Source organism: Sphingomonas endophytica (assembly GCF_001476895.1).
In the GTDB taxonomy this organism is placed as follows: Bacteria; Pseudomonadota; Alphaproteobacteria; order Sphingomonadales; family Sphingomonadaceae; genus Sphingomonas; species Sphingomonas endophytica_A.
The window spans coordinates 20,478-32,140 of record NZ_LDTB01000043.1 but is presented as its reverse complement, the minus strand read 5'-3'; the positions used below and the strand labels follow the sequence as shown (position 1 = coordinate 32,140).

General features: G+C 65.6%; 10 protein-coding genes. 4 read left to right on the top strand and 6 right to left on the bottom strand.

From position 1 onward, the window contains the following. Positions 1-346: 346 nt before the first annotated feature. Complete coding sequence (locus tag NS334_RS10900; RefSeq protein WP_058755986.1) at positions 347-1,030, top strand: ParA family protein; 684 nt, start codon at positions 347-349, stop codon at positions 1,028-1,030. Further along, complete coding sequence (locus NS334_RS10895) at positions 1,027-1,386, top strand: hypothetical protein (RefSeq protein WP_058755985.1); 360 nt, start codon at positions 1,027-1,029, stop codon at positions 1,384-1,386. Before NS334_RS10900 ends, NS334_RS10895 begins: the two co-directional genes overlap by 4 nt. 60 nt (positions 1,387-1,446) lie before the next feature. Here NS334_RS10895 and NS334_RS10890 read toward each other — a convergent pair whose 3' ends face one another. Continuing rightward, on the bottom strand, positions 1,447-4,272 hold the full coding sequence (locus NS334_RS10890) for a TonB-dependent receptor (protein ID WP_058755984.1): 2,826 nt from the start codon (positions 4,270-4,272) through the stop codon (positions 1,447-1,449). A 429-nt stretch (positions 4,273-4,701) separates the two neighbouring features. Between NS334_RS10890 and NS334_RS10885 the strand changes: the two genes are divergently transcribed. Continuing rightward, positions 4,702-5,133 carry a GNAT family N-acetyltransferase gene (locus NS334_RS10885; RefSeq protein WP_241491913.1) on the top strand — a complete coding sequence of 144 codons (432 nt, stop codon included), beginning with the start codon at positions 4,702-4,704 and terminating at the stop codon, positions 5,131-5,133. Between the two features lie 315 nt (positions 5,134-5,448). After that, positions 5,449-5,721 carry a replication initiator protein A gene (locus tag NS334_RS10880; protein ID WP_058755982.1) on the top strand — a complete coding sequence of 91 codons (273 nt, stop codon included), beginning with the start codon at positions 5,449-5,451 and terminating at the stop codon, positions 5,719-5,721. 6 nt (positions 5,722-5,727) lie between these two features. Here the strand turns inward: NS334_RS10880 and NS334_RS18280 are convergent, their stop codons facing one another. The 5 genes from NS334_RS18280 to NS334_RS10860 form a co-directional block, all read right to left on the bottom strand. Further along, positions 5,728-6,024 (bottom strand): hypothetical protein, encoded by a 297-nt coding sequence (locus NS334_RS18280; protein WP_153002711.1) that lies wholly within the window; start codon positions 6,022-6,024, stop codon positions 5,728-5,730. Positions 6,025-6,046: 22 nt separating this feature from the next. Further along, complete coding sequence (locus tag NS334_RS10875) at positions 6,047-7,207, bottom strand: hypothetical protein (protein ID WP_153002710.1); 1,161 nt, start codon at positions 7,205-7,207, stop codon at positions 6,047-6,049. A gap of 80 nt (positions 7,208-7,287) precedes the next feature. Further along, a complete protein-coding gene (locus tag NS334_RS10870) occupies positions 7,288-9,501 on the bottom strand; it encodes a GumC family protein (RefSeq protein WP_083500413.1) in 2,214 nt (737 codons plus the stop codon). 14 nt (positions 9,502-9,515) lie between these two features. Beyond that, the gene (locus NS334_RS10865; protein WP_241491912.1) at positions 9,516-10,142 is read right to left on the bottom strand and encodes a polysaccharide biosynthesis/export family protein; all 627 of its coding nucleotides are present in this window, start codon (positions 10,140-10,142) and stop codon (positions 9,516-9,518) included. Between the two features lie 121 nt (positions 10,143-10,263). Continuing rightward, entirely contained in the window at positions 10,264-11,652 is a 1,389-nt protein-coding gene (locus NS334_RS10860; RefSeq protein WP_058755980.1) for an O-antigen ligase family protein, read from the bottom strand. Positions 11,653-11,663: the final 11 nt, after the last annotated feature.

Genomic DNA, 11,663 nt, shown 5'->3' with positions numbered 1-11,663 from the left:
CTCGCGATCGGAGGCGCGCCCGCCGCGCCGTCGCGGCCATTGACGTTACAGGTCCGCTCCGATGCGCCGCGTCGACGATGCCGCGCGGCGGCCGGCCACCGGCGCCCGCCCGGCGCGGTCGCACGCTCCCCCTGCCCTGCCCCCCTTGCTCCGCCGGTCGCGTCCCCGCTGTCGATTACCCGTATTACAGGCAGTACGGATATCAGCGTAATACATGAAGTACGTTGAATTACATGAAGTACGTTGAATATCGCGAAGCGGCGCAATACGACGTATTCCCGTCATTACCCGCAGTGCCGGCATTATCCCGCACTATGTGTAATACGCATAAGACAAGGGAGTCCTCATGCCCGTCATCACCCTGCTCTCCCCCAAGGGCGGCGTCGGAAAGACCACCGCGGCGTTGCTGCTCGCGCTCGAACTCGCCGACGGCGGGGCGTCGGTGGTGATCGTCGATGCCGATCCGAACTTTCCGCTCGTCAAATGGGCCACGCTGCCCGGCAAGCCCGCCGGTATCGAGGTCGTGCAGGAGGTCGACGAGGATGCGATTATCGACACGATCGACGCGGCGCAGAAACGCGCGCGCTTCGTGATCGTCGATCTGGAGGGGAGGGCGTCCGCGCGCGTCACCAATGCGTTGCTGATGACGCATTTCGCGCTGGTGCCGATGCAGGGATCGGTGCTGGACAGCGACCAGGCGGCGCGCGCCTTCCAGAGCATCCGCCGCGCCTCGACCGCCGCGCGGCGGACGATCGCCTTCGCCGGCGTCTTCACCCGCACGCCCGCCAGCACGCGGATCCGCTCGCGCGTGGCGCAGCAGATCGCCGACGGCGTGGCGGAGGCCGGGATCACGACGCTGCCGACCGCGATCGCCGAACGCACCGCCTATCGCAGCCTGTTCGCGCAAGGCGGGACGCTGATGGAGCTGGAGGGGGCGCAGGCCGGCGCGATCGAGACCGCGCGCGCCAATGCCGCCGCCTTCGCGCACGACGTGCTGGAGGCGCTGAACGCCGCGCGGGCCGCCGCATGACCGACAAGCCGCACAAGCCCTCGGGCAGGCTCGCCGGCGTCACCAGCTTCGGCGGCGACGACGACGGCGATTACATCGCGCCCCCGGCGCGCGCGGTGCGCGACCAGGCCAAGGCGGTCGCGGCCGCGCTCGGCTTCGTCTCCGACAAGCCCGCGCCGGCGCCGGCCCCCGCGCCGGCCGTCCGCAAGCGCACCCGCCAGCCGTCGCAATATCCCGATCACTACAATCTGCGCCTGCGCGACGGCGATCGCGAACGGTTCGACGATTACGCCTATCGCCACCGGCTGGCGAAGGGCGAGGTGTTCCGGATCATGCTCGACCTGCTGGAGGCCGACGAGCGCGCGCGGGAAGGGTAGGGGGGGCTATCGCTTCCGGCGGGCCGGTGCCGGTCGCCCGACGCGCCCGGCACCCATGGATCAGAACCGCATCCGCACGCCGCCGGTGAAGCGGCGCCCGGTGAAGCCGGTGTAGGACAGCAGGCCGAACGCATTGTCCTGATAGGACTTTTCGTTCAGGATGTTCGTCACGTCCGCGCTCAGATCGACATTGTCGGTCAGCTTGTAGCTGATCGACCCGTCGAGCTGCCCATAGGGTCGCACGAAACTGCCGTCGCCGAACGTGCCGCCGCCATTCGAATAGCGACCGCGATACGAATAGGAGCCGCGCACGCCGACGCCGTATTTCTCGAAATAGGCGCCGACATTGTAGTTGTGGCGCGCCACGCCATCCAGCGGGAAGGCCTGGCCGCCCTGCGTACGCGGAATGGAGGGCGCGTCGATATAGGTGTAGTTGCCGAAGACGCCGAACCCGTCGAGCGTGCCCGTGACATAGGATAGCGGCAGCTGCGCGGCGACTTCCAGGCCCTTGACGTCGCCGCTGAGCAGGTTGAGCGGCTGGTTGCGCCGGAATTCCAGCGTCGCGCTGCCCCCCGAACGATAGGTGACCGTATGCGTCTCGGTCGTCTGGCCGGAGACGATATAGTCGGTCAGGTGCTTGTAGAAGCCGGCCACCGACAGCAGCCCGCCGCGTGCGAAATAATATTCCAGCGACAGATCGAGCTGGTCGGACTTGTAGGGCCGCAGCGCCGGATTGCCCGACGAGATCGAGCGGATGTTCGCATCGACCGAGGTGCCCGCATTCAGCTGGCCGAGACCCGGTCGCCCGATCACGCGCGCGGCGGCTCCGCGGATGACCAGTTCCGGCGTCAGATTGTACCGGATGTTCAGACTGGGCAGGAACGAGCTGTATTTCGCCTTCAGCGAGGTCTGGCCCGCGGCGGGCACCGTCACCGTCACCCGATCCGCCTCGACGATCAGCGCGTCCAGGTTCGGGACCAGCCCCTCCGACGAGGTGCGCGTCTGGACCCAGCGCAGGCCGATGTTACCGGCCAGACGATCGCCCAGTCCGGCGAAGTCGACCTGACCATAAGCGGCCAGCGTCTTCTCCTCGACGTTGAACCCCGCGCCGGGCTGCACCGGGATCACCTGATCGTCGTAGAAGGCGGATCGCGGGACCACCGACGCGAACTTGCCGACATCGAACACCAGAAGACGCGCATTGCCCGGCAGCCCGGAGAAATCGCCCGCCGACAGGAAGGCGGCGGCCGGGATGCCACCGCCGCCTTCGACCCCGGGCGTGACGGTCAGCTTGCCATTCGACAGGGCCGCGATCTGCTGGGCGTTCAGGACCGAGAAGGCCGAGGTGTTCCTGAAGCGGCGGCCGCTGGCGAACACGCCGCCCTTGACCGATCGGATGAAGGAATCCTCGCCCAGCGCATAGGTGGCGTCGAACCGCCCTTCGATATTGCGGTCGGGGCTGGTGAAGGCACCCAGATCCTCGGCATTTAGGTAGAAATTGCCGCCGTTCAACGGATCGTAGCCGCGCGAGAAGCCGACCAGGGGGCCGCCGCCCAGGCCATCGGGGAAGGTGAGCTGCGCCGATGCGCGCCCCTGGGCCTGAAGGCCGAAGGTGCGGGTGTCGTTGGTCGCGCGGAAATAGGAACCCTGCGCTTCCAGCGTCAGGTTCCCGCTCTTCCACTTCGCGCCCTGCGCCACCGAGAAGACGTTGATCTTCGAGTTGTATTCGCGGGCGGTCGCCTGGATGCTGACGCCGTCGGCATCCAGCGCGGTCACGAAACCCTGCGAACCGCCGAGCAGCTGGCCGTTGAGGCTGGTGTCGATCGTGCTGGACCGCACGCCATAGCTGCCGCCCGCGATCTGCGGCGCGATGTCGGTGAAGCGCACCTGCGCCCGACTGACATATTGGGTGGTCTTCAGGCTGCTGAAGAACGCGTCGCCATAGATTTCGAGGTTCTCGGTCGGCTTTAGCTGATAACCGAAGATGGCGGTCAATCGATCGCGGCGGCCCGCGGTGTTCCAATTGTCGAAGCCGTGCTGGAAGCTGAACGTATCGTCATAGTCGCCGTCGACATTGTAATCGACCGGCGGCGACTTGCCGCCCTGCACCGCGCGCCCGCTGGCGTCGAACAGCGGTGATTCGCGGCTGGTTTCCGCACCATAGGTGTTGAGGAACTTCTCGCGATAGTCGCGGCGCTCGAAGGCGATGCCCGCGTTGATCCCGAACGTCCCGCTGGCGTTCACCCAATTGCCGAGCGCGGCCACGCGCGGGGTCAGCTTGCCGCGATTTTCCTCATAGACGCCTTCGGCCGACGCGCTCAGCGTCGTCCTGCCGATGTCCAGCGGCCGCGCGGTCTTGACGTTGACCGTTCCCGACAGGCCGCCTTCGATCATGTCGGCGGTGGGCGATTTCAACACCTCCACCGCGCTGGTGAACAGCGACGAGAAGGCGGTGAAGTCGAACGAACGCGTACCGCCGCTTCCCAGCGTCCGGCCGTTATACTGGACGCGGGTGAATTCCTGCGGAAGGCCGCGGATCGACGCGCCCGATCCTTCGCCCGCGGACCGGGTGATCTGGACGCCGGTGATGCGCTGCAGCGATTCCGCGAGGTTCAGGTCGGGAAATTTCCCGATGTCCTCCGCGGAGATGACGTCGCTGACCACATCGGCGTTGCGCTTGATCTGGTTGGCGATGTCCAGCGAGCGGCGAAAGCCGGTGACGACGACTTCGTTGCCCTGTTCCGGGCCGGTGCCGCTGCTTTCGGTGCCCGGTCCGGTCGGGGCGGGGGCTGCCGGGTCGATCTGGCTGGTGGTCTGGGCCTGCGCGATCGATGCGATCGTGAGGCAGGCGGCGGTTCCCAGCAGTAAACGAACGTGATGACGCACTGTCACTCTCCCTTGTCAAAAGTGAGAGCGGCGCCTGGCGACCCGTCGCTGTCACGACGAGCGGCTGTACGCGACCAGAATGGTCATCCCCCCTCACGGCCGCGTTGCTCTTGTCCGAGAAATCGTGTGTTGCCGCCGGTGAAAATGAACCCTTACAAATGAAAAGGCAAGGGCGTTTTCACCAGTGCGCGAAGAGATTCACGGGTAGTCGCTTCGACGATGCCCTCGGGTGACCGGCCATCAGGTGTGTCCCGGGCGGTGGGCCGCCGACGTCCCGCGCCCACCGTCGTTCCCGATCGACCTTCCCCATCGGGAAGAGATCGTCATCGCCCGTTTGCAGGTCGCGCCTGGCAGCGCATAAGGTCCGCGCCGCGATCGGGGTGGGAATATATGGATATCCGCATAGCGTCACTTGATGATGCGCCAGCGATGAGCAGGGTTCTGCACGAGATAATCGCACATACCGGCCGGGACCGCCCCAACGACGACATATTCGTAACCCGGCAATACATCGCCAACCCGGCCAATATTCGTTGCACCTTGGCGATCGACGATGAAGGGGGTGTCCTGGGCTTTCAATCCTTGGTTCGCGCGGAAGCGGACAACCGTTATCACGTGCCGGCAGGCTGGGGGATTATCGGCACCCACATCAGCCCGCGCGCGCATCGAAGAGGCGTGGGGAGCGCGCTGTTTCGATCCAGCCGGGAGGCGGCAGAACAGGCGGGAGTGGAGAAGATCGATGCCTGTATCGGCGCCGATAACCCGGCGGGCCTTCGCTACTATGAGGCGATGGGCTTCCGAACCTATCGCACGCCGGAAGGTATCGTGCAGAAGGTCTATTCGGTCGGCGCGGCACCATAAGCCCGAACCCTTCCCGATATTCGATCCCGATCGGGACGCGTGACGGCGCGGGGACGCAGTTCGGGGCGTTGGCGGTGCGTTGCGTGTACCGCCCCCCATATCCATAATACAGGCACTACCATGATATCGGTAATACCGATAACTCAGATAGTACCGATACTCGCCCGACGGCCGCGCCGATCCCCGGCTGTCGGGTTTGACCGGCGCCGCTGATCCCGATAACCTTCCGCTCATGGCAATCTTCCGGTTCGTCCCCGGCCGGCGCGACGGGCTTTTCCGCCCGAAAGCACGAACGCCGCGCCTGACTTCCCGTCCATGACAAAGGTCATTCCTCCGCAGGGCGACCTGTTCCGGCTCGACAGCCCGTTGCTCGGCGATATCCAGGGCGAGCGGACGGTCGCGGAATTTCCGTTCTTCGCGCTCACCAAGCGCGCGCAGATGGAGCCGATGACCTTCGAGAGCGAGAGCGCACGGATCGAGATCAACCCCAGCAAGACCGGGGTGGCGACGATCTACGACAAGGAGATCCTGCTCTATATCGCCAGCATCATGATGAAACAGGCTGTCGCACTCGCCGAAGGTTCATAACCGCCTCTACGGCTTTCGACGTCCCGCATTTCTGGCTTGATCGCTGGCCGATGCGAACGGTGTCTCGGTATTGGCTTGCGGGTCGTAATAGCGATCAATGCGGTTGCGGATCCGTGACTGCACGCGGTTCTGAATCCGGCTGTCGATTCGGGAAAGGGGTTCGAAACCCGGCGCGGTCTGCTGGCGCGTCTGGCGGGATCCGACTTCGCCCGCGGTCGTTTGAGCGACACGGCCAGGAACGCCGTCCTGCGCCAGGGCTGGAACGACGTCGACCAATATCAGCGGCGTGATGGCGGCGATCATCCAGTGGCGGATTCTCATGGATCTATCTGCTCTGTCTGTCGGCCGGGAATAGGCGAACGCGATCGATCTGGCCCGATACGCCTGCCACGGCATCCGACGGGCGCGCCATCAACGTTAGCGTCTGGATCGGACAGTCGGCGGGGACGCGGATCCGCCCCATGAAGTTGCCACCGTTCGTCAGCGAGTTTGGAACGACGACCCGACCGAGTTCGCGTCCGTCCCGGCACGTCAGTATCCAATAGGGGGTTGACGATGCGGGTTGCTCGATCTGGCTGCTATGGCCGTCAAGGATATAGTCGCCTGCCGGCAGCAGTTGCATCTGGCGTAGCAGCGGCCCGCCGACCCCGGACGTGGCCGAAAAGTCGAAGACACCGCCAGTATCGCCATGCTGGATCGAGGCGGAAAGGCCGGCATCCTCGAGAACGACCCAGTCGAAGGGGGAGGGCGCAGTTGAAACGGCCGTGAACCGTGGATCGCGCGCTCGGCGTCGATCGGCACCGGGCGTGTAGGACGCATGATAGGCCCAGGCTTCGTTGATAAAGCCATTCGCGATCAGGCCGTTGATGACGGCAGTCCTGGCGCCGTCGGGAATTTGGATCCCCTTTCGCGACAGGTCGGCGTAAAGCTGTGCGGTCGTGCGCGGTTCCGGACCATTGCCGGCGACATACTCGACAAAGGCCGCTCCCCAGGCTGGCCGGGCGGCAAGTGTCAGGGTCAGCGCCCGCCGGATCGTCGGGTCGACCATCGCGGTCCCAAGAATAGGAAACAGCAGATCGGCGGCGTTGCGCGACGTGCGTAGCGCAATGTCGTAATGCTTCAATGCCGCGGTGATGTCGCCGCGGCCGACGGCATCCTCGATCGCCCAGATCTGGGTTTGTAGATCCCGGCGCGACAAGGTCTGGGCGTAGGCAAACATTCGCCGTGCGTGGGTCGTATCGGCGCGACTCTGCGCGTTGAGGCCCAGGGTCGATATGGCCGTTACCGCGGTAGGATCCTGTCGAAGGGCCAGCCGTGCCAGATCGTCGGCCCGGCGCCGGTCAGCGGCGCTCGCGTCGACGCCCGACAGCGACGATGCCAGGGCGGCCGTGACGCGGCCATCTGTCGGTGCCAGCGCATGGGCACGGGCAGGCGCGCTGGTCCGCAGACCATAGCCCAGTGTCTGGGCAACGCTGACATAGCCCAACCCTGCGGCGCCGATCGCCAGAGTGCCGCGTATTGCCCATGCCGCGGCGGAGCGCCGCGTCCGCGACCTGCGCCGGGGCATCAGTCGCCACCCGTCTTGCCGTCGCCGCGGCCATACCCATAGCCATATTCATAGCCATAGCCGTAATGCGCCTTGCGAGCCTCGAACTTGGTGAGGACACCGCCGATTACCCGGGCGTTGGCGCTCGCCAGCCGGCCCAGTGCGGTCCGGACCATGCTGGATCGGATACCATGCGATTCGACGGCATAGATCACGCCCTCAACGCGGCTGGCGATCAGAGGTGCGTCGGCCAGACCCATGACCGGCGGGGAATCGATCACGACATGGTCGAATTGCTGGAGCAGCTTTTCGATCAGCAACGACAGGCGATTACCAGTCAGGAGCTCCGCGGCATTGGGCGGGATCGGTCCCGCCGACATCGCAGTAAAGCCCAGATCGGTCATCTCGAAGGTCAAGGCCTCGATATTGTCCTGGCCCGCAAGGAAATTGCTGAGGCCGTGGTCATGATCGACGCCGCCCAGGTGATGGACCGACGGCGAGCGCATGTCGCCGTCGACCAGAATGACCCGCCGCTGCGCCCGGGCCAGCGTCGTCGCCAGCGCGAGTGCGGTCGTGGACTTGCCTTCTGCGGGGCGGGTCGAGGTAACCGCAAAGGAGCGCGGCACGCCGTGTTCGGTGGTGAACGTCAGGTTGGTCTGCACCGCCAGATAAGCATCGACAAGGTCGGATTTACGATCAAGCAGCGCATCCTTCGGCGTGCCCGTATCGACTTTCGGGACCGAGCCGAGCAGTGGCAGCCCCAGCCGGCGCTCCACCTCGCCAGGATCTGCGATCGCCTCGTCGATCTGTTCGAGGCCGAAGGCGGCCAGCGCGCCAAGCCCGAGGCCGGCAAGTAGTGCGATCGCTAGGTTGATGAGCAGTCGTGGGCTGGAGGGGCTCTGCGGCACGTCGGCGGTGTCGACCACCGAGATGTTGTTGACCCCGACGCCGCCGGCGACCCCGATCTCCTTGAAGCGCTGGAGCAGCCCGTCATACAGGGCGCGGTTGGTGTCCACTTCCTGCTGGTAGATATTGTACTGGATGCTGCGCCGACGCAGGTCGAGATAGTTGGACTTGAGTTGATCGACACGCGCCTGCAGCGCCCGCTCGCGCTCCTGCGCCTCGCGATAATCGGTCAACAGCGAACCCGATACGCGCCCCTCTTCACGGCTGATACTCCGGTCGAGCTGGTCAAGTTGCGACCGGATCGCCTTTGCGGCGGGATATTCCGGCTCGAACTGGACCATCAGCCGCTGATAATCCGCAGCCAGTTCGGCGCGGCGCTGACGCAGATTGTTGATCGCCTGGTTGCGCAGCGCCTCTGTCGAGGTGCCCGAACGGGTCGCCTGATAGCGGGCTTCGACTTGGATGCGGTCCGCCGTCGCCTGTGACAGGGCGGTGTTGAGCGCGGCGAGATCGTCGGCGACAATCGACCGTTCGCTGGTCGACCGGCCGTCGCTGCCCGACTGGGCGGGCAGGTTGATGATCCGCTGGGCAGAGGCATAGCCGACCAGCTGGCGCTGCGATTCGTCCAGCTTCTCCTTCAGCTGGCCGAGCTGCCGCTGCAGCAGGTTGCGGCCATAGGAGGTCGCCTGGACCTTGCGTTCCAAATTGGTCTGGATGAAGTTTTCCGCCCAGGCATTGGCGATGCGCGCCGACAACGCGGGGTCGGGGCTGGTGAAGCGGATATCGACAAGGCGGGACAGCCGGGCGGGCGCGATGTCGAGATTCTTGAGCAGGAGCTCGCCGGCGATGCGCTGGCGAACGGCGCGACCGGCAGCGCCATAGCGACCGTTTGACTGCTGGAAGGCCGGATTCTTGTCCGAAATGCCGAACATCGCGAAAAACTTCGGATCGTCGACCAGGCGCAGCTGGGCAGCGACGCGTTCCGACAGCGAACGCGACCGGAGCAGACCATATTGGGTCTGATAGAATTCCTGGTCGGCAACGCTGGTTTCCCGGTCGACGCCCTGGAACTCGGTGACCTTGTCGGCCTCGCGGGAAATTTCGATCGTCGCGGTCGCGGTATATTTGGGCGTCATCAGCAGCGTCGCGATCAGCCCAAACAGTCCGCAGGCGGCAACGATGCCCAGGATGACGTACCGCCATCGCATGGCGATCCGCAGATACTGACGGATCATCGGGACACGCTGGTCGTCGATCCGCCGCGGATCCGGGATACCGGGCCCACCAATCAGGATGCCGTCGTGCAGATTGGGTGTAACCAGATTCATGACAGGGCCGGGCCTTACTGCAGGATCGCGATGAGCGGCGCCGCCAGCAGCGGCGCGAGCGAGACGAGGTCACGGAACCGGCGTCGCTGCGGGGAGTCACCGACGACGACGACGTCGTTGGCGTAGATCTGCGGATCGTCATAGGTGCCGCGTCGGATCGCACCGATATTGTAGAGCCCGGCCATCTTGCGCCCGCCGACCGTTCTCAACACGACGACATCGTCTTCGCGGGCGAATTCGGACAGACCCTTGGCCGAGGCGACAGCCCGCAACAGCGTCATCTGATTGGTGACGGGATAGAGCCCGGGCTCGGTCACTTGCCCGTCGATTGTCACCACCTGGCTGACCGAACTCTTGATGTTGACGGTCACCTCCGGGTTGCGGACGTACCGGTTGCGGAGCGCGGCCTCGATGGCGTCGGCGAGTTCCCCGGCGGTCTTGCCGCGGGCATCGATCGTCCCGGCCAGCGGCATCGAAACCCGGCCGCTGGCGTCAACCTGCATCTCACGGCTGAGATCGGGCACGTTGAAGACATCGACCGAGATGGTGTCGAGAGGGCCGATCAGCGACGGGCGATCGGCTGCGGTCAGGTCGTTGCGGTCGGGGGCGGGCAATGCGGTGCTGTCCTGGACGACCGTCAATCGCTGGGTGGATTCCAGCGGAACCCTGCCGCCACACCCTGACAGGGTCGCAGCAAGGAGCAAAACGACACAAATTTTACGCATCTGCTGACAAGGTTCCAGACGGAATGGGACGGCGGGCTTATAGGTGTTGGCCGGTCGCGGGTAAAGCTGAGCTGCGGCATGCCCCGGCCAGCCAGACCGCCGCGATGGTTACGACGGCCATCATGAGCGGGGTTCGGACCGGATAGTCGATCGCGCTGGACAGCAGGACGAGCAGGATCATCGCCGATCCGGCACACGGCAGCATGGCCGAACCTGCCGCGCGCCAAGCCCGCACGCTCGCCATTCCCCACCAGCCGATCGCAGCCAGCAGCACGGCAAGCCCGGGAATTCCGGCATCCAGTATGATTTCCAGGAAATCATTATGGGCATGATTGAAATAGGTCGGCTTCAGCAACGCGAAGGGTTCGTGGATACGAAAGATCGGGTCGAACGATCCCAATCCCGAGCCGGCCGGGAAGTAGGCCCCGATCATCGCCAGCACCGTCGGTAACCCGCGGCTGCGCATGTCCTGCCCCTGATCGGACAGGAAGCGATCGATCGACACGGCGCGGTCGGCCATAACGCTGACCAGGACCAGGATGGCCACGACGGCGACGATGCCGGCGAGGAGCGCGGGATAGACCCAGCGCGGATAGCGCCGCAGCGTACGGCGAATACCCTTTCGCGACAGGAACAGCCCGATCGCCAGTCCCGCCGCGCCCAGGATGATCCCGGCACGCGAGCCGGTGGCCAGGATGACCAGCACCAGCAGCAGGACGAGGCCGAGCGCAACGGGACCACGCCAGCGCGGCGACCGTCCGTCGAGGACTGCCCAGCACGGGGCGATCAGGCAGCCGAGCGCCAGGAACAGCGCGAAATGGTTGCGATTGGCGAAGGTGCCGCCAACCTGTCCCACCGTTTCGTTGATGAACGGATTGTTGAAGCCGGCGCCGGAGAATTGCAGCAGGCCGACCGCGGTGGACGCACCGATCATGCCGAGCACGATACCGGGCAGCCACGCCCGTTCCTCGTCCGTCATCGCGGCCAGCAGGAGCAGGACGACGACGGGAACGATGAGCGAGGACGCGGCATTGACCGTCGCCCCCGGGACGATGGACATGGCGCGCCACGGCTGGGCCTGGCCGCTGGCCGCAGCGGCTTCCGCGAGCATCGCGCGTCCTGGCAGCGCCTGCCAGATCGCCGGGGGAAGCGGGACGAGCTGGATCAGGGGCAGCGCCACGATGACGGCGAGCAGTATGGCGACCGGCCGGACGAGGGCGGGCGTGCCGGCGCCCGGCCGCGGGCGATCGACGAACAGGATGGCGACGACCAGAACAATCCAGGCGACGGTGCGCACGACGACCTGTCCCAGCGCGTCGGCCCGCGACGCTCCGCCTGCAAGCCACAGCGTGGCGAGCAGGACGCTCAGCAGGAGCAGGCAGGGGCCGATTCCGGAGAACGGTGAGGACCGGCGCGACGCGTGCATGGGGGACCTGG

Coding starts and splice junctions, on each gene's coding strand:
- NS334_RS10900 (WP_058755986.1), top strand. CDS start 347: ATGCCCGTCATCACCCTGCTCTCCCCCAAGGGCGGCGTCGGAAAGACC.
- NS334_RS10895 (WP_058755985.1), top strand. CDS start 1,027: ATGACCGACAAGCCGCACAAGCCCTCGGGCAGGCTCGCCGGCGTCACC.
- NS334_RS10885 (WP_241491913.1), top strand. CDS start 4,702: ATGAGCAGGGTTCTGCACGAGATAATCGCACATACCGGCCGGGACCGC.
- NS334_RS10880 (WP_058755982.1), top strand. CDS start 5,449: ATGACAAAGGTCATTCCTCCGCAGGGCGACCTGTTCCGGCTCGACAGC.
- NS334_RS18280 (WP_153002711.1), bottom strand. CDS start 6,024: ATGATCGCCGCCATCACGCCGCTGATATTGGTCGACGTCGTTCCAGCC.
- NS334_RS10870 (WP_083500413.1), bottom strand. CDS start 9,501: ATGAATCTGGTTACACCCAATCTGCACGACGGCATCCTGATTGGTGGG.
- NS334_RS10860 (WP_058755980.1), bottom strand. CDS start 11,652: ATGCACGCGTCGCGCCGGTCCTCACCGTTCTCCGGAATCGGCCCCTGC.